This is a genomic window from Streptomyces sp. TRM68367, from assembly GCF_014495685.1.
Classification (GTDB): Bacteria; Actinomycetota; Actinomycetes; order Streptomycetales; family Streptomycetaceae; genus Streptomyces.
The window spans coordinates 12149-34672 of record NZ_JACTVI010000086.1; the positions used below are offsets into that span (position 1 = coordinate 12149).

Annotated in this window: 23 protein-coding genes and 3 pseudogenes; 14 read left to right on the top strand and 12 right to left on the bottom strand. The window is 69.1% G+C overall.

Annotation, left to right across the window (positions count from 1 at the left end; genetic code table 11):
* Positions 1–175 precede the first annotated feature (175 nt).
* From H8R17_RS35290 to H8R17_RS35310, 5 genes are read right to left on the bottom strand one after another with little or no spacing between them, the layout of a single operon-like run.
* Positions 176–1072, bottom strand: a complete 897-nt coding sequence (locus H8R17_RS35290) for an aminoglycoside phosphotransferase family protein (RefSeq protein ID WP_187827294.1) — start codon at positions 1070–1072, stop codon at positions 176–178.
* Positions 1069–2040 carry a hypothetical protein gene (locus H8R17_RS35295; RefSeq protein WP_187827295.1) on the bottom strand — a complete coding sequence of 324 codons (972 nt, stop codon included), beginning with the start codon at positions 2038–2040 and terminating at the stop codon, positions 1069–1071. The genes H8R17_RS35290 and H8R17_RS35295 overlap by 4 nt, the downstream gene beginning before the upstream one ends.
* Positions 2037–3092 carry a TniB family NTP-binding protein gene (locus tag H8R17_RS35300; protein WP_187827296.1) on the bottom strand — a complete coding sequence of 352 codons (1056 nt, stop codon included), beginning with the start codon at positions 3090–3092 and terminating at the stop codon, positions 2037–2039. Before H8R17_RS35300 ends, H8R17_RS35295 begins: the two co-directional genes overlap by 4 nt.
* Entirely contained in the window at positions 3083–5161 is a 2079-nt protein-coding gene (locus tag H8R17_RS35305) for a Mu transposase C-terminal domain-containing protein (protein ID WP_187827297.1), read from the bottom strand. The genes H8R17_RS35300 and H8R17_RS35305 overlap by 10 nt, the downstream gene beginning before the upstream one ends.
* On the bottom strand, positions 5127–5918 hold the full coding sequence (locus H8R17_RS35310) for a TnsA-like heteromeric transposase endonuclease subunit (RefSeq protein WP_187827298.1): 792 nt from the start codon (positions 5916–5918) through the stop codon (positions 5127–5129). The genes H8R17_RS35305 and H8R17_RS35310 overlap by 35 nt, the downstream gene beginning before the upstream one ends.
* A 263-nt stretch (positions 5919–6181) precedes the next feature.
* Here H8R17_RS35310 and H8R17_RS35315 point away from each other — a divergent pair, with 263 nt between their 5' ends.
* The 3 genes from H8R17_RS35315 to H8R17_RS35325 all read left to right on the top strand — a co-directional run bounded on the left by H8R17_RS35315 (position 6182) and on the right by H8R17_RS35325 (position 7945).
* Positions 6182–6691, top strand: a complete 510-nt coding sequence (locus H8R17_RS35315) for a helix-turn-helix domain-containing protein (protein ID WP_187827299.1) — start codon at positions 6182–6184, stop codon at positions 6689–6691.
* Positions 6692–6802: 111 nt separating this feature from the next.
* A complete protein-coding gene (locus tag H8R17_RS35320) occupies positions 6803–7468 on the top strand; it encodes a hypothetical protein (protein ID WP_187827300.1) in 666 nt (221 codons plus the stop codon).
* A gap of 138 nt (positions 7469–7606) precedes the next feature.
* Complete coding sequence (locus H8R17_RS35325; protein WP_187827312.1) at positions 7607–7945, top strand: DUF2516 family protein; 339 nt, start codon at positions 7607–7609, stop codon at positions 7943–7945.
* A 134-nt stretch (positions 7946–8079) separates the two neighbouring features.
* On the opposite strand, the gene H8R17_RS35330 is transcribed toward H8R17_RS35325, so the two are convergent.
* The 4 genes from H8R17_RS35330 to H8R17_RS35345 form a co-directional block, all read right to left on the bottom strand.
* Positions 8080–9402, bottom strand: a complete 1323-nt coding sequence (locus H8R17_RS35330; RefSeq protein WP_187827301.1) for a PP2C family protein-serine/threonine phosphatase — start codon at positions 9400–9402, stop codon at positions 8080–8082.
* Positions 9403–9766: 364 nt separating this feature from the next.
* The gene (locus H8R17_RS35335) at positions 9767–10843 is read right to left on the bottom strand and encodes a C40 family peptidase (RefSeq protein WP_187827313.1); all 1077 of its coding nucleotides are present in this window, start codon (positions 10841–10843) and stop codon (positions 9767–9769) included.
* Between the two features lie 180 nt (positions 10844–11023).
* Entirely contained in the window at positions 11024–11842 is an 819-nt protein-coding gene (locus tag H8R17_RS35340; RefSeq protein WP_187827302.1) for a class I SAM-dependent methyltransferase, read from the bottom strand.
* Between the two features lie 117 nt (positions 11843–11959).
* Positions 11960–12535 carry a dihydrofolate reductase family protein gene (locus tag H8R17_RS35345; protein ID WP_187827303.1) on the bottom strand — a complete coding sequence of 192 codons (576 nt, stop codon included), beginning with the start codon at positions 12533–12535 and terminating at the stop codon, positions 11960–11962.
* A gap of 324 nt (positions 12536–12859) precedes the next feature.
* Between H8R17_RS35345 and mshA the strand changes: the two genes are divergently transcribed.
* On the top strand, positions 12860–14197 hold the full coding sequence (gene mshA / locus H8R17_RS35350; RefSeq protein ID WP_187827304.1) for a D-inositol-3-phosphate glycosyltransferase: 1338 nt from the start codon (positions 12860–12862) through the stop codon (positions 14195–14197).
* A gap of 42 nt (positions 14198–14239) precedes the next feature.
* Entirely contained in the window at positions 14240–14758 is a 519-nt protein-coding gene (locus tag H8R17_RS35355; protein ID WP_187827305.1) for a YbjN domain-containing protein, read from the top strand.
* A gap of 4 nt (positions 14759–14762) precedes the next feature.
* Here H8R17_RS35355 and H8R17_RS35360 read toward each other — a convergent pair whose 3' ends face one another.
* Positions 14763–15242, bottom strand: a complete 480-nt coding sequence (locus H8R17_RS35360; RefSeq protein ID WP_399477701.1) for a class I SAM-dependent methyltransferase — start codon at positions 15240–15242, stop codon at positions 14763–14765.
* Positions 15243–15306: 64 nt separating this feature from the next.
* Between H8R17_RS35360 and H8R17_RS35365 the strand changes: the two are divergent.
* Together H8R17_RS35365 and H8R17_RS35370 are read left to right on the top strand one after the other, a co-directional pair.
* Positions 15307–15444, top strand: a pseudogene (locus tag H8R17_RS35365) (DUF2000 family protein); the annotation flags it as partial.
* Positions 15445–15553: 109 nt separating this feature from the next.
* Positions 15554–15850 (top strand): ankyrin repeat domain-containing protein, encoded by a 297-nt coding sequence (locus H8R17_RS35370; protein WP_316959622.1) that lies wholly within the window; start codon positions 15554–15556, stop codon positions 15848–15850.
* Positions 15851–16116: 266 nt separating this feature from the next.
* Here H8R17_RS35370 and H8R17_RS35375 read toward each other — a convergent pair whose 3' ends face one another.
* Positions 16117–16437 (bottom strand): GYD domain-containing protein, encoded by a 321-nt coding sequence (locus tag H8R17_RS35375; protein WP_187827306.1) that lies wholly within the window; start codon positions 16435–16437, stop codon positions 16117–16119.
* A 204-nt stretch (positions 16438–16641) separates the two neighbouring features.
* On the opposite strand from H8R17_RS35375, the gene H8R17_RS35380 reads away from it, so the two are divergent.
* Both H8R17_RS35380 and H8R17_RS49495 read left to right on the top strand, forming a co-directional pair.
* Entirely contained in the window at positions 16642–17493 is an 852-nt protein-coding gene (locus H8R17_RS35380; RefSeq protein WP_262505741.1) for an MBL fold metallo-hydrolase, read from the top strand.
* 39 nt (positions 17494–17532) lie between these two features.
* A pseudogene (locus tag H8R17_RS49495) lies at positions 17533–17769 on the top strand (NUDIX domain-containing protein); the annotation flags it as partial.
* Here H8R17_RS49495 and H8R17_RS35390 read toward each other — a convergent pair.
* Complete coding sequence (locus H8R17_RS35390; RefSeq protein WP_187827307.1) at positions 17744–18505, bottom strand: phosphoglyceromutase; 762 nt, start codon at positions 18503–18505, stop codon at positions 17744–17746. The pseudogene H8R17_RS49495 and the gene H8R17_RS35390 sit on opposite strands and share 26 nt — an antisense overlap.
* A 179-nt stretch (positions 18506–18684) precedes the next feature.
* Between H8R17_RS35390 and H8R17_RS35395 the strand changes: the two are divergent.
* The 5 genes and pseudogenes from H8R17_RS35395 to H8R17_RS35410 all read left to right on the top strand — a co-directional run.
* Positions 18685–19382 (top strand): annotated as a pseudogene (locus H8R17_RS35395) (MFS transporter); the annotation flags it as partial.
* Positions 19380–19508: a hypothetical protein gene (locus H8R17_RS49500; RefSeq protein WP_399477703.1), complete on the top strand. Its 129-nt coding sequence runs from the start codon at positions 19380–19382 to the stop codon at positions 19506–19508. The pseudogene H8R17_RS35395 and the gene H8R17_RS49500, both read left to right, overlap by 3 nt.
* A 487-nt stretch (positions 19509–19995) precedes the next feature.
* Positions 19996–20649, top strand: a complete 654-nt coding sequence (locus H8R17_RS35400) for an amidase domain-containing protein (protein ID WP_187827308.1) — start codon at positions 19996–19998, stop codon at positions 20647–20649.
* 22 nt (positions 20650–20671) lie between these two features.
* Positions 20672–21334, top strand: coding sequence for a hypothetical protein (locus tag H8R17_RS35405; RefSeq protein ID WP_187827309.1), 663 nt, complete (start codon positions 20672–20674; stop codon positions 21332–21334).
* Between the two features lie 38 nt (positions 21335–21372).
* A complete protein-coding gene (locus H8R17_RS35410) occupies positions 21373–22140 on the top strand; it encodes a hypothetical protein (protein WP_187827310.1) in 768 nt (255 codons plus the stop codon).
* The last annotated feature ends 384 nt before the right edge of the window (positions 22141–22524 follow it).

The following is a 22524-nucleotide window of genomic DNA, read 5'->3' on the forward strand; positions in this document are numbered from 1 at the left end:
TCTCAGTTTGCTCCGGGTAGCTGTCCTACTGTGGCTGCATCCGTAACTTGCTCGACTTCGAGACAGCCCGGACCGTCGCCGAGATTCTCAGACCGCGGTCCCAATGGCCGGGCTGCATCGGTTCCTGTCAGCGAGTGCATGGCCGCCGGGGAGGCCCAGTCGATCCATGCCGACGTCAAAGGCCCTTCAGGACACGATCAAGTGCGGACCGGCCTGCGGGCCCCCAGTTCGGCTTGCCGCCAGGCAGGCCGCGATCCCCGGCTTGGCCCATCGCCATCAGGAACAGGCTCCTCATCGCGGCCAGTCCGCGCGCCCGTCGCACCGCTGCCTCGTCCGCCTGTGCGTAGCTGTTGAAAAACCGTGCGGCGCCGCCCGCGGGGAGTAGCAGCCAGGCGGCCGCGAGGTCCCACGCCGGGTCGCCGGCGACCAGCGCGCCGAAGTCGACGACACCCGCCAGTGTCCCGTCCGCGACGACGACGTTCGCGGGATGCAGGTCGCCGTGCACCCACACCGGTGGGCCCTCCCACCCCGGGGCCGCCACCGCTTCACCCCAGACTTCACGGATCTCGTCGGCGAGGTCGGCAGGGGCAACGTCCTGGAAGAAGTGTTCGAAGCCGTCCGTGCAGTCCTTGGGGTGAGCGCCGAAGTCCGAAGCGGTAGGTGCGTCGGTGGGCGCTTCCACGTGCAGCGCCCTGAGGAAGTCCGACAGCGTCTCGGCCGCGTGGTCGCCGCGAGTGATCGAGCCGTGGTCCAGCGGCGTGCCCTCGACCCATGTCATGACGGTCCAGATCTTCGGGAAGCGCTCGGACGGCGCACCGTCCCGCAGGGGGACAGGAATCGGCAGCGGCAGGCGCGCTGCGAGAGTCGGCAGCCACCGGCGCTCCTTGAGCTGCAGATCGGGGCTCGTGTCCATCCGCTGCATCCGGACGGCCAACTCGTCACCGAGGCGCCACATTTGGTTGCCCCAGCCGCCCGCCACTTCGCGGATGGGCAGCTCGGCCAGGTCTGGATGCTGTTCCCGAAGCAGGTCGCGGACCAGATCCTCGCTGATCTCAATCTCGGATTCGATCATGCCGAGTCACCGTACTTGAGGTAGGTGGAGGCCACCTTGCACTTTGGGAGATCCAGCTCCCCGGCTGGATCTCCCGAGCTCTCTGAAGACCCGCAGGCAAGCGCTGCCGCTATGGCGTCCTCGATGCGTAGAGCGGTGTCTCCCAGTTCCTTGAGGAACCACGGCTTGCTGCTCCTGCGAAGGATCCGTTCCTGTGGCAGCTGACGGATGAACTCGGCCCGGAAGCGGAGGTATCCGCTGTCCTCGGAGCGTGCGAGCTTCCTCCAGTGAGGGGAGGCGTAGAGCGCGGTGGCTGCGACGACCTCGGGATAGACAGCGATGTAGCGGCGAGGGTCCCAGACTTCGGGGTGGCTGGTGCCCAGGGTGTCGAGACGGCGGCGGCGGTCGCTGGGCCGGTATCCGCGTCGGACGACGGCGTCCCAGAGGTCGGAGCAGTGCTCGAAGCAGGCGCTGAGCACGACGTGTCCGTGTCTGCGCAGGAGCCGGTAGTGCCGCCGTTGCGCCTGGATCACGTCAGGGAGGTCGGTGACGTCGACCTGTTGCATGTAGTTCTCGGCTGATCGACCGGTCCAGATCTTGTGCCGGAGACAGACCTGATCGTGGAAACGAGAGCTCCAGACCGAGACCCTTGAGAAGTGGGAATAACTTCCCGTCCGGCGGGCGACGCAGAACCGGCAAGGGGCGTTCACGGAGAAGTCCGGGCGATCGGCGAGGAACGGCCAGTGTTCCTGGCCGAGTTGGGGGATCGCGTGCAGGAGGGTTTCGCAGGACTGGCCGCTCACGATGGCGAGCCGCTCGATGTAGTCCTGCCGCGACTCCAGCCAGGAGCTCTGTGCCAGCACCCTTTCGGCCCGGATTCCGTTCGTGGCGCCCAGCCGTTCCAGATAGGACCGTTCGCTTTCGTGCGGGAACGGCGGGAGTGGGCGGGGAAGGGGCCTGGTCAGCCAGTAGTCGGTCGGCTCTCTCATCCGGCCTTCCGGCGGGAGGCGGTTCCGGAACCGGACACGGACTCGCTGTTGTGATCGATCCGGGTGTTCTTCAGCAGGTCCTGGGTGATGCGCTCGCTTCCGTCGAGGATGGCGGAGATCGCGGCGGCGCGGATCAGGTGGGAGAGGCTTCCGATCATTCCGCCGGTGCGTTTGTGTAGGTAGTCGGACAGGTTCACCAGGGTCTTCGGCTGGTGCCGGTGGAGCCGCAGGGTGTCTTCCATGGTGGCGATGAGCGACCGCCACTCCGCATTGCGCGGGAACGGTCCCGTGCGGACCAGGACGCAGCGGCCGCCCATCTGCCGGCCGCGAACTCCGGTGAAGACCCCGGACTGTTCGACGTCGATGCCCGCATAGACGAAGGTCGCCGGGAGGTGTTCGGTGAAGTACTTCAGGTGGTCGGAGAGGTCCTCGCCGGCGACGGTGCCGTGATTCATCAGGTGGATTTCGTCGACCAGCACAAGGTCCGTGCGCGCCTCGATCATGACTTGGCAGACGGCGTTGGTGATGTCGATCGTGTTGTGCCGGGCCGAGACGGAGGGCAGGCCGAGGAAGCGGGGGAACTCGATGGCGAGTTTGCGGGGTGAGCCCTTGGGCGGGGCGGTCAGATAGACGACGGGGATCCGGTCGTCCCCCGGGTAGCGCTGATGGACCCGGAGTTCGTGCAGGCGCCCGAGCTGCTTGAGCGCGGTGGTCTTGCCCGTCGTCTGCCGCCCGGAGACGATCAGTCCGCGCCGGGCGCCGGACTCGCGCTGGTTGAGCAGGGTCAGCAGCCGTCCCTGGTGGGCGATTTCCCGGACGGCCGAGGTGCGTACGACTTGAAGTTCGGAGTGATAGAGGACCCGGGCGTCGTCATAGAGCTCCTGATCCGCCGGGCCGAGCGAACGCCACCGCTGTTCGGACAGCAGCGCGAAGGCCGTCGGATCGGCCTCGACGAACTGCCGCCAGCCGGTGAGCTGTGTGGTGGGATCACGACGGGGCCCCGCCAGGTCCGCGACGTCACGGCCCTCGGGCTCCGGCGTGCTCACCACCATGTCTCGGCCTCCTTGCGGGCGTCGAAGATTCCCAGTGGGACGACGTCCGCGAGGGTCTCGTGACTGTCGTTCTCCGGCTCCGTCTCGGCTTCCTCGGTCTCCGGTTCGGGTGCGGGCCGGGGCCAGGACGGAGCGCTGGTGGTGCGGGTGCGGGCAGCGACCTTGCGGTCCTTGCGGCTGCGCGGGGAGGCCTTGGCCGGCGGTTCCTGGGGTCCGTCGGCGGCCCGGTCCAGCAGGTCGACCGCGGCCTGGGCGATCTCCTGCTCGGTGACCGGATCGGTGCCGCGCTCGGCGAGGACGCGGCGGGTGTGATCCCAGGCCAGCTCGCCCATCGGGGTCGGTGTGGTGCGAAGGTGCCGCCAGAGCGCGGTGATCCAACCACCTTCGCGGTGATTGCGTACCCAGACGCGGGAGATGTCGTAGGGGTCGTAGCGGACTTCCCACCGCCTGCCACCCGGTCCGGTGCCCGACGGCTGCCGTCGAAACGGCGTCAGCTCGGGGCTGTCGTAGGTGCGATGCCGGATGCGGACGCCGTAGGAGTTGATCGCCCTGAACTCCCGGGGCAGCAGACCGATGTATTCCTGCGGGCCGAGGGGGACCGGGACGTAGCCGGCGGCGGCGACCAGGGCGGCGTACTTCTCGTTCGGGCTCATCGCCCGCTCGGGCATGAACGGGTCCCGCAGCCCGTCGTGCGGGCGGTTCTGCCAGATGACGATCCACTCCTGCAGCAGCTCCTGGAGCTGGTGGATCGACCACAGCGGCTGGGATGCCGGATCAGTGCCCCGGTGCTCGGTGCTGCGTCCTTTGTGACCGGGGAGGTATTGAGTGAACATCGTGGCCACTGAGCCCAGTGTCGACTCGATGTGTGGCTTGTCCGTAGGAGTGTCGGGGTGACAGGGCTGAAAACTCAGGCCCAGTGACCTGCAGGCCGCCCGGAACGTGTCGGAGAGGTAGGCCTTGCCGCGGTCGCAGACGATCGTCTCCGGCGTGATCACCGGAATGGCCGCGGCCTTGGACAGACGCTCATCGATTGCCATGAGTGAGGCGTGCGGCAGCACCGACCGTGACATGCGCAGTGCCTCCGCCCAGCCCGGCCGCATCGGTTCCGGCGTCATCGCCCGCGCCAGCAGCAGAGCGGCATCCACCGCCTTCGTCGACGGCCGCAGGACGGCTGCCGCCAGCGTCCTGGTCGCGATGTCCACGAGGCCGGTCATCTCGACGGTGTCCACCGTGCCGTCCTCGTGAACGACCAGAACATCCAGCGGAGTTGAGTCGATCTCCATGACCTCACCCGGCCGGGAGGCGGTGAGTTGCCCGAACATGCCGTCCGACTGTTTGGCCAGTGACCGACGGGTGCGGGCCGAGCCCAGGGTGTGCCGGCCGGCCGTGACCGCAGCCAGCAGCCGGTAAAACGTCGCTCGCGACGGCAGCGGCACTCCAGGACCGTGCTCGGCCTCCACGAGTCGTTCCATCCGCCGCCGCAGCACCTGAGCGGACACCGTGGACTTGCCGGTCTGCCCGTCCACCACCTGCCGCAGGGCCGCAACGACCCGCCGGTCGGCCCGGCCCGTGCCGTCCGGGACCGTCCGCAGCCGCGGATCGACCAGGCCGAGGATCCCTTCCCGCTCGAAGCGGGCCCGCATGTCCTGCAGCACCGTGAGCGACACCGCCGTCCCGGACGCCGCGATCTCGGCGGCCTTGGCCAGCTCCCGCTGCCGCAGCGACCTCACCTGCGGGTCGTACTCGGTCTTTACCGGCCCGTCCGGGGCATGGGCAGGCCGGCCGGTGAGCACTTCCACCAGGTGCCGCTGCCACCACTCCGCCCGCTCAACCGCCTTGGGCGGAAGGCCCTCCAGCACCGCGGAGGCGGGAACCGTCATGCGGGGCGAGGCGGCCGTGACCACCTCGAACCCGTCGGACATCAGCAGGTGCGGCAACAACACCACGCTTGCCGACACAGCCTCGTCGACAAGCCGGACCGCAGTCCCCTCCAAAGCGACCACTGTGTGCAGACGCCCGTCGAACCGGACCGTGTCACCCACCCGCAGCAGTCGCGAATGCGTCGGCACCGCCACCCCCCGCCATCGCGTCGGCCAGACAGACCGTCGTCCCCATGGCCAGCAGTGCCGTTTCGAGGTCGGCGGCCAGAACCCGGCGCCAGAGCAGGTGATAGAGCACGGGCAGCACCACGTTCGGGTCGCCGACCCCGCGGACCCCGGCCAGCAGTGCGGTCTCCTCGGCGAACACCTCCACCAGACGGGCCGCGACGTCCGGGCGGTGCACCCGCGGATGCCGGTAGCCGGCCAGCCACCGTGCATTCGCCATCAGCACCGCATCCGGGGTCCCCACCCGCCAGAAGTCCCAGCCCACCAGCGAACAGGCTGCCGCTGTCGCAGCGAACTTCACCGCGTCACGCGGCTCGATCCGGTCATCGGGGCGGACATCGACCACCACACCCGTGCCGTCCGCGCGGCGTACGAAGAAGTCAGGCGTGTGCCGGATCCGCTTGCCTGCCGGCCCTGTCCACGACAGCCGGAACGGCTGCGAAGCCATGCCCGTCACCAGCGGATCGAAGTCGAGGAGCACCAGCCGGTCCCGCTCCAGCCACGATTCGTAGCCCACGTGATCGCCGCAGGTTGCCGACCAGTACCAGCCGCACCAGTTGCCCTGCCCGCGAAAAGACGGAAACCGTCGCTCAGGCGCGACATCCTCGAACCGGACCGGCCAAAGCTCGCTCAGCGTGCCCCGCCGCCGGACCCCCGCCCCCGTGACGTACTCGACCTCGAAGCCCTCCGCGGACTCGGGCACACCCTCATGTCCCGCCACCCCGGCCTCCGCTACGACGTCGCTCCCCAGCCGCTACGACCGTAGAAGGCCCGGGTCCGTCGTACCCGGAGAAGACCGAGACACCCCGCAACTTGCCTGGACATGACCGAGACGACGCTTCACATGCCCGGAGATCTCCGAGACTGCCCGGACATCACAGAGACAGGACACGTGCTCAGCCTCAGTCACAAGGGGTTCGTGGCGTGGCGCACTTTTGCAAGCGCCTGCTTGCAATAGTTAGCGCAAGGGGGCACCCTGGAGGCATGGCATCGCTCAACGTCGGCAATCTCGGTGAGTACCTGCGCGAACAGCGGCGCAACGCGCAGCTGTCGCTCAGGCAGCTCGCCGACGCCGCCGGGGTGTCCAATCCGTATCTGAGCCAGATCGAGCGCGGGCTGCGCAAGCCGAGCGCGGAGGTGTTGCAGCAGGTCGCCAAGGCCCTGCGGATCTCCGCCGAGACCCTCTACGTGCGCGCCGGCATCCTCGACGCCGAGCGCGACGGGGAGGAGCGCCTCCGGGGAGGTGCGACGCGCGCCGTTGTCCTCGCCGATCCCACGCTCAACGAGCGGCAGAAGCAGGTGCTGCTCCAGATCTACGAGTCCTTCCGCAAGGAGAACGGCTTCGGAACCGCCACGGCGGACACCGGGCCCGACGAGAACGCGGAAGGCGCTGCGTACGACGCTCAGGGCGACAGCCCGGACAGCACCACCGCGCACCCCGGCTCCCGCACGCCCGGCGGCAGCGACGCCGACCCGCACCAGACGACCGGCTGACATCGGACATGAGCACGGACATGATCATGAACGCGTACGACAGCACCCAGCCGGTCCGCTGACCGCGGGACCCAAAACCCTCAAGCGAAACGACCCCGGGAGGACCGCCCCATGGCCATCACCGACGACCTGCGCAAGACCCTCAGCGACCCCACGCCGCTCTACTTCGCCGCCGGCACCGCCGACCTCGCCCTGCAGCAGGCCAAGAAGGTGCCCGCCCTGGTGGAGCAGCTGCGCAGTGAGGCCCCGGCCCGTTTCGAGGCCGTCCGCAACACCGACCCGAAGGCCGTCCAGGAGAAGGCGAGCGCGCGGGCCAAGGAGGCCTCCGCCCGCGTCAAGGAGACGCAGGAGACCGTCCAGACCAAGGTCGGCGAGTTCCTCGACTCCCTCGACGGCGACCTGAAGAAGCTCGGCAGCACGCTCGACGCCGACCTGAAGAAGCTCGGCGAGAGTGCCCAGGACTTCGCCCTGCGCGGTGTCGGCGTCGCAGCCGAGTACGCCGTCAAGGCCCGCGAGACCTACGAGAAGGTCGCCGAGCACGGCGAGCAGACCGTGAAGACCTGGCGCGGCGAGGCCGCCGAGGAGATCGAGGAGCTGGCCGTGGCCGTCGAGCCGAAGGCCGAGCCGGTCGCGGTCAAGGAGGAGGAGAAGCCGGCCGCGCCCACCCAGGCCAAGGCCGCGCCCGCCCCCGCGAAGAAGACCGCCGCGAAGAAGGCTCCGGCCCGCAAGACCACGGCCAAGACCACCGCTAAGAAGACCACGCCGCCCGCGAAGTGAGCGACGGCACAGCGGGCATAGGTGAACGGGCCGGGCACCCTTGAGGTGTCCGGCCCGTTCTACGGGTAGCGGCGCCGAGGTTGCGGGTACGGTGACCGCGTAGGAATCAAGCCGAGTCTGGTGGTGGACGTAGTGCTGATGCAGGGCTTCGCGGGGTTCATGTGGCTTATTAGCATGGCTCTGATCGTTTTCAGCGGCTTCGCGCTGTTCGACGCCGCCATTCGCCGCGAGGACGCCTACCGCGCGGCCGACAAGAAGACCAAGCCGTTCTGGCTGCTCATCCTCGGGCTCGCCTTCGTGGTGAACCTGATCTTCAACATCCTGTCGTTCCTGCCGATCATCGGCCTCATCGCCACGATCGTGTACATGGTCGACGTCCGCCCCGCCATCCGCAGCCTCCCTGGCGGCGGCCGCAGCAGAAAGGGCGGCGGCTCCAGCAGCGACGGCCCTTACGGCCCCTGGAACGGCGGCCGCTGATTCAGCATCCCTGAGGGGAGCGCCCCAAAGGGGCGCGGGGCCGTATCGATGTGCCGCTCCGCCGCGTGGGCACGATCAACCACAACAAGCCCGCAGTCGGCGTACGACAGCAACTCCCAACGGCGAGCTGCCGTTCACCCCACCCGATCCAGCAGCAGAACCGCCACGTCGTCCGTCAACTCGCCCCCGTTGAGTTGCCGCACCTCATTGACGGCCGCCTGCAACAGCGCCTCCCCGCGCAACCCCGCACCAAGCTGCCGCCGCACCATCTCCACCATCCCGTCCTGCCCGAGCCGCTCCCGCCCCTGCCCGACATGCCCCTCGATCAGCCCGTCGGTATAGAGCATCAGACTCCACTCGGCCCCCAGTTCCACCTGTATCCGCGGCCACCGAGCCCCCGGCAGCAACCCAAGCGCAGGCCCGTTGTTGTCATACGGCAGCACCCGCACAGCCCGCCCGGGACTCGCCACCAACGGCGAGGGATGCCCGGCAAGACACATCCCGGCCCGCCGCCCGTCCGGCGCGATATCCACCGTGCACAGCGTCGCGAAGATCTCGTCGTCGGCCCGCTCATGCTCCAGCACCTGCTGCAACGTGCCCAGCAGCTCGTCCCCGCACAGCCCCGCCAGCGTCAGCGCCCGCCAGGCGATACGCAGCTCCACGCCGAGCGCCGCCTCGTCGGGCCCGTGCCCGCAGACGTCGCCGATCATGGCGTGCACCGTGCCGTCCGGGGTGCGCACGACGTCGTAGAAGTCACCGCCGAGCAGCGCCCGCGAACGGCCCGGCCGGTAGCGCGCGGCGAACCGGAGCGGGGACCCCTCCAGCAGGGGAGTGGGCAGGAGCCCGCGCTGCAGCCGGCGGTTCTCCTGGGCACGTACGCGGCCCTCCGCCAGCCTCCGCTCGGCCGAGTCGGAACGTTTCCGTTCGACCGCGTACCGGATCGCCCGGCTCAGCAGCCGTCCGTCCAGTTCGTCCCGGAAGAGGTAGTCCTGTGCGCCTTCCCGGACCGCCTGTGCACCGCGCTCGGCGTCGCCGGACGCGGTGAGCGCGAGCACGGCGTGCCGGGGTGCCAGCTCCAGGACGTGCTTGAGGACGACGAGCTCGTCGTCGTCACCGTCTCCCGACCGGCCCGGCGCGGGCAGCGCGAGGTCCAGCAGGATGCAGTGGACGTCGTCCGTGAGCAGCCGCCCGGCCTCGGTGAGGTTGCGGGCGGTGCGGATGCGGATCGGGTTGCCGGCCTGGTCCAGCAGGTCGGGCACGATCGGCGAACCGCCGGGATCGTCCTCGATCAGCAGCAGGGTCAGGTTCGTGTTGGTGGCGTTCTCGACGGTTTTGCCGGCCGGGTCTTCCTTGCGAGGAGCCCCGTGTCCACTGGGGCCGCCGCCGTGGGACGCGGTCTGCGCCTGACCACACTCCACGGCCGGGATCGCTCTCTGCCGCGGTACGGGTACGGGCATTGTCCTGGGTTCCTTCCCTCCCCCCGAGGGCACGGCGGGGGCGAGGGACCTCGACCCACCGTCGGGGACCATAGCGGTAGTCGGCGCCGCAACGGAATGGTGTGAGGTGCGCCGCTTCGCCATCCGCCACTGCCATATGCCGCGTTCCGTATCGCAGTTGGACAGCACGGGGATGCCGGAGGGATGACGAATGTCACGTCGGCAGGGTGTTTGCCCCGTTATCCGGCGTGGCGCTGGTCACGTGGCCCACATCACCGCCCGGCCTGCGGCTACCGTCCACGTCACCGCATCGCCCGCTGCCACCATCCACGTCGTCGCCCAGCCCGCGGCCACCGTCCACGCGACCGCCGCCCCAGACCGCCGCTCAGTTGGCGTCCGGCCGTACCACGCCCAGGATCGGCATCGAGCCCGCACCCGCGATCGTGATCGTCCGCCCGGGTCGCGGGGCGTGCACCATCGCGCCGTCGCCTATGTACATCGCCACATGGCTGGCGTCGTCGAAGTAGATGATCAGGTCGCCGGGGCGCATGTCCTTGATGTCGACGCGGGGGAGATGCTTCCACTGCTCCTGCGAGGTGCGCGGGATCGGCCGCCCGGCCGACGCCCAGGCCTGTGAGGTCAGCCCTGAACAGTCGTACGCCTTCGGGCCCTCGTCGCCCCAGCCGTACGGCTTGCCCATCTGGGCGGTGGCGTACTCCACGGCCTTGATGCCCCGCTCGGATGCCTTGCCCTGGACGTCCTTGAGGACGCCTGAGTCCAGCCATGCGGTCTGCGCCCGGCGCGCGGCCTCCTCCTCCAGCTTGGCGAGGCGCTCCTGCTCCTCCTTCTCCAGTTCGGACTGGAGCTTCTCGGCCGCCGCGATCTGCTTCTCGATCCGCTTCTGGGCCGCGGCCTTGGCCTTGCGGTGTGCCTCCAGCTTCTTCCACTGGGCGGAGGCGTCCTTCGCATACAGCTTCAAGTCCTGCTGTGTACGGCCCAGTTGACCGATCAGGCCCTTCGTCGCCCGCTGGCCCTGGAGGATCCGGCCCGAACCGTCGAGGAACCGCCGAGGGTTGTCGCTCAGCATGAGCTGTGCCTCGGGCGGCAGCCCGCCGGTGCGGTACTGGGCGCGGGCCGCGGCGCCCGCGCGCTCCTTCAGCTCCTTGAGCTCCTCCTCGCCCTTGACGATCTTCTTCGCCAGCCTCACGATCTCGGCGGACTGCTGCTTCGCCTGCTCCTCGGCGGCGTTGTACTCGTCGGTGGCGACGGCCGCGGCGTGGTAGAGATTGTCGAGCTTCTTGCGTACGGCCTCAAGGTCCTTGTCGGCGGCGGCTGTCGGGGTCGTCGCCGGGGACGGTGTGGGCGCCGGGCTCGCGAACGCCGTGCCCGGTGCCGCCAGCACCGTGACCGCGCACACCGTGGTCACGGCTGCCGTGATCAGGCCACGCTTGCCCGTTCCCATAGCCATCCCCCAGCTGATTATCCGTCAGTAACATTCGACCGCCTGGGGGATGCTGCCACGTTGGCGCGAAAAGCGACAGAGGTAATACTTCCTCCCTTCCACCCCAGGCATGACGATCTCCCCGCCTGTGTGACGAACGACTCACGGAGATCGTTCCCCGCGGGCCGGACGGGCCGGGCCTCAGCCCCGCGGCGCCAACGCCTCCCAGCGCACCGTCACTTCCCCCTGCCGCCACCGCGCCGCCCCGTCCGTGACCGGCCAGTCGGCCGTCAGGTCCCGTACCGCCCGGATCCAGCGCTGGCGGGCGCCGTACGCGGCGTAGGGCGCGGCGGCGGCCCAGGCGCGGTCGAAGTCCCGCAGGAAGGCGTGCACCGGCTCGCCGGGGACGTTGCGGTGGATGAGGGCCTTCGGCAGCCGCTCGGCCAGGTCGGAGGGGCGCTCCAGGGAGCCCAGCCGGGTCGCGAAGGTGACCGTGCGCGGCCCCTCCGGGCCGAGGGCGACCCACACGTGCCGGCGCCCGATCTCGTCGCAGGTCCCCTCGACCAGCAGCCCGCCGCGCGTCCCGGTCGCCCGGTCGGCCGGCGCGAGCCGCGCGCACAGCCGCTGCCAGACGGCGGCGACCTCGGCCTCGCCGTACTGCCTGAGGACGTTCGCCGCGCGGATGAGCAGCGGCCGCTGGGGGACCGGGATCTCGAAGCCGCCGTGCCGGAAGACCAGCCCCTCGCGCGCGTACGGCTGCGCGGCCGCGACTCGCGCCGGTTCGATCTCGACGCCCACCACGCGCGCGCGTGGGGCGACGGTACGGAGGCGGTGCAGCAGTTCGACCGCAGTCCAGGGGGCGGCGCCGTACCCGAGGTCGACGGCGACGGCGTCACCGGCCCGCCGCAGCTCGGCGCTGTGCGTAGCCGCGATCCAGCGGTCCATGCGGCGCAGCCGGTTGGGGTTCGTCGTTCCGCGCGTGACCGTGCCCACGGGGCGGGCGGCGGCGCGGGGTGTCATGCGTATGAGGGTATGCGGCGCGCGGGGAGCGGCCGGCTCCCGCATCCGCACGTGCCTGTGACCCGCACCGACGGTAGGCCGGAGACGGTGAGCCGGGCGCTGGTGGATCCGTACAGGTCAATGGAGGGTGGGTCGGTAGATGAGCTCTTGGATGTGACCGTCGAGCGTCCGGTTCTCGACCAGTTCCAGGTCGAAGTCGGCCGCCCCCTGGAAGATCGGGTCCAGCCCGGTCCGACCGGTGATGACCGGGAAGAGCGTCACCTGCAAGCGGTCGACCAGGCCGGCGGCCATCAGCGCCCGGTTCAACGACAGGCTGCCGTGCGAGCGCAACGGAACCTCGGACTCCTCCTTGAGCCGGGTGACGACGTCGACGGCGTCACCGCTCACGACGGTCGCGTTCGGCCAGTCGAGGGGGCCCTCCAGCGTCGTCGACACCACTGTTGCCGGCAGGTTCCTCATCCGAGTGACCCATGGGTCACGTACGTCGGACTCCTCGGTGCTCGAGGCCAGCATCCGCGTGAACGCCCGATACGTGTCGGCCCCGAAGACCATCCGTTGCTCCGCGCCGTACAAGGCGAGGCGGTGGTCGAGCAACTCGGGGCCTTGCCTGCCCCAGTAGCCGCTCCAGTTGGCGCCGGCGGCGCCGTAGCCGTCGAGGCTGGAGAAGACGTCGAAGGTGTAGGTGGCGGTCATGTCGTACTCCTCGAGTGGGGTCGATCGCTGGTCGATCGGTGTGGGTACGGACCGGCGATCTTCTCTGGGCGGGCTTCGGCGACCCACTCACCGGTAGACCCTGCACACTTCCGGAACTCATCGCTCTGTCGCCGCGAGTCACGGCGCCGGTCCCCTGGTGCACGCCACACCTTCGAACGGTTGAGCGATCTCGGGTAATGATTGGGTAAAACCCGCCCCTGGGGAGTCCCGACGGAAATGGAGCGGTCCCTTCCGGTGTTGCACCCCCCTGGAGGGCGCTCGCACACCCTCCTTCGGTATGCCCGTAGCAAGGAGGATCGCCACGTGAGCCACTACGTCAGCAGGCTCGGGCGACGCTCCCCGGCGCCGGCTCCCCGACTGCGCCTGCACCGGCGCCCCCGCCGCGTGGCCATGCTCTCCGTGCACACCTCCCCGCTCCACCAGCCCGGCACAGGCGACGCCGGCGGCATGAACGTATACATCGTGGAGCTCGCGCAGCGCCTCGCCGCGATCAACATCGAGGTCGAGATCTTCACGCGCGCGACCGCCGCCGCCCTCCCGCCGACCGTCGAGCTGGCCCCCGGGGTCCTCGTCCGGCACGTCGACGCGGGCCCCTACGAGGGCCTCGCCAAGGAGGAGCTCCCCGCCCAGCTGTGCGCTTTCACGCACGGCGTGATGCAGGCCTGGGCCGGCCACCGCCCCGGCTACTACGACCTGGTCCACTCCCACTACTGGCTCTCCGGCCACGTCGGCTGGCTCGCCGCCCAGCGCTGGGGCGCCCCCCTGGTGCACGCCATGCACACCATGGCCAAGGTCAAGAACGCCAACCTGGCCGACGGCGACACCCCCGAGCCCGCCGCCCGCGTCATCGGCGAGACCCAGATCGTCACCGCCGCGGACCGCCTGATCGCCAACACGGCCGAGGAGGCCGACGAACTGGTACGGCACTACGCCGCCGACCCCGGCAAGGTCGCCGTGGTCCATCCCGGCGTGAACCTGACCCGGTTCTCGCCCGCCGACGGCCGCGCCGCTGCCCGCGCCCGCCTCGGCCTGCCGCAGGACGCCCTGATCCCGCTCTTCGCGGGCCGTATCCAGCCCCTGAAGGCGCCGGACGTGCTGCTGCGCGCGGTGGCGGTCCTGCTGGACGAGCGCCCCGAGCTGCGGTCGAGGATCGTCGTGCCGGTGGTCGGCGGGCCGAGCGGCAGCGGCCTCGCCAAACCCGAGGGCCTGCAGAAGCTGGCGGCCCGCCTCGGCATCGCGGACGTCGTACAGTTCCGCCCGCCCGTCGGGCAGGAGCAGCTCGCGGACTGGTTCCGGGCCGCGTCCGTGCTGGTCATGCCCTCCTACAGCGAGTCCTTCGGCCTCGTCGCCATAGAGGCGCAGGCGGCCGGCACCCCGGTGCTCGCCGCCGCGGTTGGCGGACTGCCCGTGGCCGTACGCGACGGGCACACCGGCGTCCTTGTCCAGGGCCACGATCCGGCCGCCTACGCGCGCGTGCTGCGGGACTTCGCCGACAACCCCACCCTGCCGGCCCGGATGGGCGGCGCCGCTGCCCGGCACGCACAGTCCTTCGGCTGGGACACCTCGGCCGGCGCCACGGCCGATGTCTACACGGCGGCGATGCAGGCACACCGCCGTCGTGAGCGCTCCCACCACGGCTGACCGCGTACACCAGGGGAGGGACTGACCGCGTACGCTCGCAGCATGAGTGAGGCACAGCAGCGGGCGGCGCAGGTCATCGAGGGCGTCCTGAAGGACGCCGAGCTGGAATGGGAGAGCCCCGAGTCCGGGAACTACGTCGTGAAGCTCCCCGGCACGCGGAAACTGTCGACGACGGTCTCGCTGCTCGTCGGCCGCCACGCCCTCTCACTGAACGCCTTCGTCATCCGCCACCCCGACGAGAACGAGGCGGCCGTCCACCGCTGGCTGCTGGAGCGCAACCTCAAGCTGTACGGCGTGAGTTACGCCGTCGACCAGCACGGCGACGTCTACGTCACCTCCCGCCTGCCCCTCGCCACCGTCACCCCCGACGAGATCGACCGCCTGCTCGGCCAGGTCCTGGAGGCCGCCGACGGCAGCTTCAACACCCTCCTGGAGCTGGGGTTCGCGAGCGCGATCCGCCGCGAGTACGAGTGGCGGGTCTCCCGGGGCGAGTCCACCCGCAACCTGGACGCGTTCGCGCACCTCACCCAGCGCCCGGAGAAGCAGCGGCCCTCGGGCTGACGGCTCAGACCCTCCGCAGCACGTCGTACCCGACGAACTCGAACATCCGCTGCCCGGGGACGAGCGGGCGCGGTTCTCCGGTGAACCGGTGGGCCCCGACGGCCTGGGTGAGCCGGGCATCGGACACCCACAGCCGTTCGAACCCGCGCCGCTCCAGCCAGGCGCACACCTGCGGAACAAGGTCGGGGGCCTTCCGGTTGCGGGTCCACACGAGCGTGCCGCCCGTCCGGCACAGCCGGGTGCAGTGGTCCAGCAGGCGTTCGACGTCCGCGTCGGTGACGTTGCCGAGCGTGCCGCAGACCAGGACGAGATCGGCGGGCACCATCCCGACGTACTGATCGGTCAACGCGGCGTCACCGGCGACCACCTCGACTCCGGCGAGCCTCCCGGCCCGGGCCGCATCGCGCGCCGCCTCGACGTTGCGCTCGTCCAACTCGACGAGCCGGGCCCGGACATCGTCCCGGCGCGCATGCCCGGCGAGCACGCCGATCAAGTCATGCCCCTGTCCGGCGCACAGGCTGATGGCGGTCAGCGGCCCGGGCGGCGCGTCCACAGGCAACGACCGGGACAACCGTGCGGCCGTACGGTCGGTGCCGACGGCGGAACTGGACCTGGTGGGGCTGGCGGTGTACGGCCCGCGGAACGCGGTGGACAAGGTGGTGAAGGGGGCGCGGATGCATCCGTAGCGGGCCGTTCGACCCGGGCCGTTGTCAGACCCGTCTGCGAAGGTATGCGTACGTGGGGCGACGGCGTACGGGGGCCGTCGGGAGCGGTATCGAGGGGGAGGACGGGACGATGACGGTCCGGAGCAACGGCTGGGCGGGCGTGAGCTGGCGGGACTGGCAGGACTACGACACGATCCGGTGCCGCCTCCACGAGGGCGCCGATCCGGACGGCGTCGCCGAATCGCGCCCGCTGCACCGGGCAGCGAGGTTCGGCACACCGGAGGTCGTCAGGGAACTGGCCCGCAGAGTCACCGACGTGGATGCCTTGGAGTACGGCACGACCGCCCTGTGGGAAGCCGTCCTCTCCCGCCACCACGACAACGCACGCGCCCTCGCCGAGGCCGGAGCCGACCCCTGGCGCCCCTGATCGCCGGCTGGTCACCGGTCCGCCTGAGCCTGGCCGGCCCGAGACCGGACCTGTTCCCGCGCCTGGCGGGACGGCCCGGTCTGACGGAGCGGGAACGCGCGGCGGCCGAGGAGGCAGGCAGCCTCATCGCCGCCCTGGAACTCCCGCGGCGCGACTACTGGAACGACTGACTGCCGGTGATCGGGAAACCGGTTGATCTCTGACCGGCCGGCAGGAGACTCCGGTTCGGTCGGGCCCGGGTTGCCAGTCACGCTACGGGTGGCGCGTCAGGACCCGGGCGCCCGATACTCCACCTTCTGGCGGACCGCCTCGTCGATCTCCTCGGGTGTCAGTAGCACGACCGTGCTTGTGCGAACGCCACCCGCCGCCGACGTGACCAGACCCATGGCGGCAGCGGACGTGTTGCCCGGCAACTCCACGGTGACGTAGACGTCCTCTTCCCCGAATGCCCAGTAGATCGATTCAAGCCGGCCCCCCAGGCTCTGGACCATGCGTTCGACGACCTCGCGGCGCTCAGCGGCGCCCTCCTTGAGCAAGCCCTTCAACCCATCCACGGTCAACCTGACCCTGAAGAGATACTTCGGCATGGGTTTCCGCCTTTCGCTACTTCTCTGCAATCACCCTTATCCGAATCCTCCTTCTGCTCCGCGTCCACTGTCGCGAGGACCACCGCCATACGGCTTATGACACATCCGTCGTCGGCGTGTTTGTTGTGCGCTTGACGAAGGCGTGTCATGGGGCTGGACTGGATTCACGGGGCTGCGGCGAACTCCGTACTGAGGAGAGCAGCGATGACCACCATGGAAACTTTCAATCTGCTCCAGCCTTATCAGATCGCCGAGGAGACGTTCGTCATCCCGTGGGCTCTGGAGGCTCCGCCGGTCGGTCACTTCCCCATGAATTCGATGGTGATCCGGGGAGCCGAGCCGGTGCTCGTGGACACGGGGGCACCAGCGGTGCGGTCGCAGTGGCTGGAGGCTGCGTGGTCCGTCGTGGACCCGTTGGACGTGCGGTGGATCTTCCTCACACACGACGACCGTGATCACGCCGGCAACCTCTTGGCAGTTCTCGCCGCATGCCCGAATGCGACACTGCTGACGACCTGGTTTTCGATCGGGCGCATGGCCGAGGAGTGGGAGACGCCGATCAACCGGTGCCGCTTCATGATCGACGGCGATACCGTGGATGTGGGTGACCGAACGCTGGTTGCCAAGCGGCCGCCGGTGTACGACAACCCAACAACCCGCGCCCTCTTCGACCCGAAGACCAGTGTCCTGTGGGCGGTGGACACCTTCGCGACGAACGTGCCTACTCCCATGCCCGAAATCGCTGGTCTATCCGCGGATGAGTTCCGCGACGGCCAATTCTTCGGCGGGCGCCTGGTCTCGCCCTGGACAGCGTTGCTGGACGGCCGGAAGTTCCGGGCAGTGGTTGACGACTTCCAGCGGCTGGACGCCGAGGTCATAGCAGGCTGCCACTCGCCGGTGCTCCGCCGACCCCAGATCGCGGAGGCCTTCGATCTCCTCCGCCAGCTGCCTGAGATTCCGGCATGGCCAGAGTTCACGCAGGCCGACCTCGATCAGTGGATGGCGGTCGCCGAGGGGTCAGTCCCACCGGAACAGCCGCGGCCGTCGGCCACGTGACGGGTAGGGTCCGTTGGATGAGCTTCCGGCTGGGGCCGGACTCTTCCGGGCGGCAGGGTCGAGCACGCGGAAGATCCGTTCGACGCGGTGATCCGTGAGGTCGCTGAGGAGACCGGCGGCGGTGGCCGCCGTCTTCGACGCGGCCCGGTCGGGCTCGTTCCATACCTGGCGGGCCAGAGATGGCCCACGCCCACCAAAGAGCCCCCTCCTCTGCGGGAAAACCGCAGGCAGGGGGCCTATTGGTGCGGGGTTACTTCTTCTTGCCCTGGTTCTTGACTGCCTCGATGGCGGCTGCGGCGGCCTCGGGGTCGAGGTAGGTGCCGCCGGGGGTGAGGGGCTTGAAGTCGGCGTCCAGGTCGTAGGAGAGGGGGATGCCGGTGGGGATGTTCAGGCCCGCGATGTCGGCGTCGGAGATGTTGTCCAGGTGCTTGACCAGGGCTCGGAGGCTGTTGCCGTGGGCGGCGATCAGGACCGTGCGGCCGGCGAGGAGGTCGGGGACGATGCCGTCGTACCAGTAGGGGAGCATGCGGGTGACGACGTCCTTGAGGCACTCCGTGCGGGGGCGGAGCTCCGGCGGGATCGTGGCGTAACGCGGGTCGCCCGACTGGGAGAACTCCGCGCCGTCCTCCAGGGGCGGGGGCGGGGTGTCGTAGGAGCGGCGCCACAGCATGAACTGTTCCTCGCCGAACTCGGCCAGCGTCTGGGCCTTGTCCTTGCCCTGGAGGGCGCCGTAGTGGCGCTCGTTCAGGCGCCAGCTGCGGTGGACGGGGATCCAGAGGCGGTCGGCCGCCTCGAGGGCGAGCTGGGCGGTGCGGATCGCGCGCTTCTGGAGCGAGGTGTGCACCACGTCGGGGAGCAGGCCGGCGTCCTTGAGCAGCTCACCGCCGCGGACGGCCTCCTTCTCGCCCTTCTCGTTGAGGTTGACGTCCACCCAGCCGGTGAACAGGTTCTTCGCGTTCCACTCGCTCTCGCCGTGGCGGAGGAGGATCAGCTTGTACGGTGCGTCGGCCATGGGGCTGAGGGTAATCGAAGCCTCTGATCGCGGGTACGGCCGCCCGCCGACCGGACGGTTGACGGGATCTGTTAATTGAGTGGCCTCCGGCAACCATCCCTTCGTAAGTTGTGCCCGCGAGTCGAGCCGCTTACATTCTCGGGGGTCCCATCGGGCTCGGTGGCTTCGTCGCCACCTTCATGGCGCTGTACCTGACCCTCGACCGCGGCTACTCCGCCTCGTACGCGGGTCTGGTCGCCGCGCTGCACGGGCTCGGCGGGGTCGTGTCCTCGCTGGGCGGCGGGGTGATGACGGACCGGCTGGGGCGGCGGCCGACGCTGCTCGTGGCACAGACGTCCACCGCGTTCTCCGTCGCGCTGCTCGGGTTCGTGCGCGATCCGGTCTCCATCGCCGCCGTCGCGTTTCTGGTCGGCATGGCCAGCAACGCGTCCCGGCCGGCCGTGCAGGCGATGATGGCGGACATCGTGCGGCCACAGGACCGTATCCGTGCCTTCTCGCTGAACTACTGGGCCATCAATCTCGGCTTCGCCGTGTCCCCCAAGGCCGCCGGGTTCATCGCCGAGATCAGCTACGTTGCCGGGTTCCTGATCGAGGCCGGGATGACGTTGGTCTGCGCCGTTGTCGTCTTTCTGCGGGTGCCGGAGTCCATGCCGGGGGAGAGGAGCAGGTCTGCCGGGGCTGTGAAGGACGCCGAGGGCAGGGCCGGGGTGAGCCTGTTCTGCGTGACGGGCGGTTCATGGGGGTTGTCGGGCTGTTCTTCCTTATCGCGGTGATCTTTCAGCAGGGGATGGTCGGGCTGCCGGTTGCCATGGGGGAGGCCGGGTTCACTCCGGCCGACTACGGGATGGCGATCGCCGTCAACGGTGTGCTGATCGTGGGACGGGCAGCCAAGCCCGCATGGGTCCAGATGATGGCCGCCCGCCGTCGCAAGACCCTGGTCGTCTGCCGTGTCTGCCACGAGGACATCCACTACAGCGGACGCTCCGGGCCACCAGGTGGCTGACCCGCCGCAACCGCACCGCAGGGCGAACTCTCCTACTACCGCTGCTTCCGCACCCCAGCCGGAGCCGCTGATCGGGCTGGTGCGAGTCGCCGGATGAAGGTTGCGGGGGCGTTCGCCAACCCGACGCGCCCGTCTATAGGGCACTACCGCTCTGGATGAAGGCCCACAGTCGCTGTGCCCGCCGAGCAAGGCGTGTTCACGCCGTTCTCTTACGGTTGACGGGCTGTGCCTGCCGGTCATGCATGAGTCCGGTTGACATGTCTCCGCTGTCCCTCGGTGCCCTCTTCGTCCCTGGAGTGCCGTGGCGGAGAGTCAGCAAAGAGCGCCGTACTGCTACATCGTCAGATCACTTGCGCTAGTGCGCCTTTCACGATCTTCATCCTACGATCACGTTGCTGTCCACGTCGGCATGAGGATGCAGGCGTGCGGCCGTGCACCCCGGGGAAGACGTATTCACCCACGATGGGAGAGTTGCATGCTCGGCTCCATGTCCAGGCGAAGGCTCGTAGGCGCTCTCGCTGCCGCTTTCGCGGCGTCTCTCGTCTACATCACTCCTACCCCAGCCCTTGCATACTCGGGCAGCGGCGCCGCAAGTTACGCGGACACATACGCCATCAACCCCAACTCGCCCTCCTATCCCGTGTTCAGCTCTGACTGCACTAACTTCATCTCCCAGGCCGCTTCCGAAGGCGGCGGCTACCCATTCCGCAATGCGTTCAACAACGCGACAAGCGACACCAGTTGGTGGATCGAGGGGTCCGGATACAGCACCTCCAACTTCACGTGGAGCGACTCCTGGTCAGTCGCCGACGGCTACTACAACTTCCTGATGGCGGACCTTCCCGGCGGCATCCCCGAGGGCACCGCCTCCGGCACCTCCACCGCGTACTGGACGCCGTCCGCCATGGTGGACGGCGACATGCTCTTCTACGACTGGGGCCAGGGCCTGGGCATCAGCCACGCCACCATCCAGGTGGGCTACGGCATCGACCCGAACCAGTACCCCAATAAGGTGTATGACGGCAACTACGTCGACGAGCACACGACGAACCGCTACCACGCCTTCTGGTCTCTCTACCCGTACAACCCGAACGCGAGCACGACCACGATCTACTTCGTCCACATCGACGCCAGCAACTGACCGCCGCCCGCAGGAGGCAGCCATGCATTCCGGGAAACCCCGCCGCACCAGGCTCATAGGCCTTGCCGCCGCAGTCGCCGCCGCCGGCACGGTGATAGGACTGAGCTGGGCATACACCGCTTCAGGAGCACAGCCGACGCTGGCCGACTCGGTGAAGGGCGACGCCGCACAGGTCGCCGCCGTCAAGAACGCCTTCACCGCGGCTATGCGGGCGGACCGCTCGGTCCAGGCCCCGCCCGCCGGAACAATAGGTTCCGCTTCGGCGGTGGCTGCGGCAATCGCCGCCAAGCGGCCGGTCGCTGCTCCGGACAGCACCGCCCGGCAGCACCAGCTCGCCACCGGTCTGGCTACCCTGGCCAAGTACTTCACCCCCGCCCAGGCCAAGCACGAGGCCATCGCGCTGCGCAACTCCATCAAGGAAGAGGCAGACCCCAACCACCGCGTCATCTCCAGCCAGGCCGATAAGGTCGTCTTCACACAGGTCGGCGTCTCCGGCAACACCGCCACCGTCCAGGCTCAGGTCACCGAATCCGGGAAGTCCCAGGCCCGGCAGCCCGGCGGTCCATGGAACACCACAGACCCGGTCGGCGTCATGGCCTACAACGCGACCCTGGTCGTGGATGGCAACGGCCAATGGAAGATCAGCTCCCTCAAGGGCGACTTTGTCCCCGGCGAGGGCCCGTGAGAGCGTTGCGAACCGCAGTCGGCAGCACGGCTGTCCTCTTGGCCGCCGGCTGCGCTGCCACGCCGGACGTGCCCAGTTCACAGGGTCAGGTCCTCTCATCCCTGCGGAGCGCTTACACGAACACCCAAGCCCAGCACACCGTAACCGCCTCGGTCACGGAAACGGTGGAGTCAGGAGTCGACACCGAAGCCGAAGGCAAAGGCACAGCCGTCCTCGACTTCGCCCGCGGCCTCGGGCAGACCAAACTGACGGTAAACGGTCAGATGTCGGTCGTGGCCTTCCGCGATCAGGACAAGATCTTCGAAGCGAAGTCCCAGGCCGCTCTGGCCGGAAAAGCGGAGAGCCTGCTCCAGGTCGCCCACCGGAATCCCGACATGCTGCCCCAGATCCAAGCTCCTGGCTTGGACCCCTTCCAGCTCACAACCCTGCTCAAAGCCGTCCAGTGGAACGACGACGTGCTCAACACCGAACCCGTGGTCGTCGCGGACTCGTCAGGCCAACACACTGAGTACCAGGTAACCGTGTCCACCGCCAAACTCGCGGTGCATGTACCCGCCCCCGACCGCGCCTGGCTGACGGCCCTCTCCCGGCAGACTGGCGGATCCAGCATCACACTCGATGCCACTGTCTCACACGGGCAACTCATGACACTCGCCGCGCACTTCCCAGTACCCAGACCGAAGTTGACCCGACGGGCAGCCAAGATCACCGCGGCCCTGCCCAAGCCCGCTCCAGTGACCGTCTTGGTCACGGATCGGTTCACCCACTCCGCGCACCTACCATCCCTCTCCATCCCGGCAGGCTGAGTTTTTGAACCCTCTGGACGGGGCGGGATCGGTAGCCTGATAACGGGCCGGTGACAGGGCGAGTTGCCGGTCGGCAAGTTGAGATCGATCAAGCTCCCGGCTCCTCAGTGGGCTCCGGGTGGCGGTGGTGCGGAACACCGCCACAGTGACCATCACCTCTTGCTCCTAAGCCTCATCCGCCCTCAGCGTTTCCGTTCGAGGAACGGTCACCGTGACCGTTCCTCGAACGCTTCCGCAAGGTTCTCTTTTCGGGCGACCGTCGCTTGACCTGCTGATTCGGGGTTCAGAAACAGGCCCTCAGCTTGACTCTGTCGGGGATCTTGGAGTTTCGCGGCGCGACAGCATGATCAACGGGCATGCTCGGGTGGTTCCGATGACCGATGC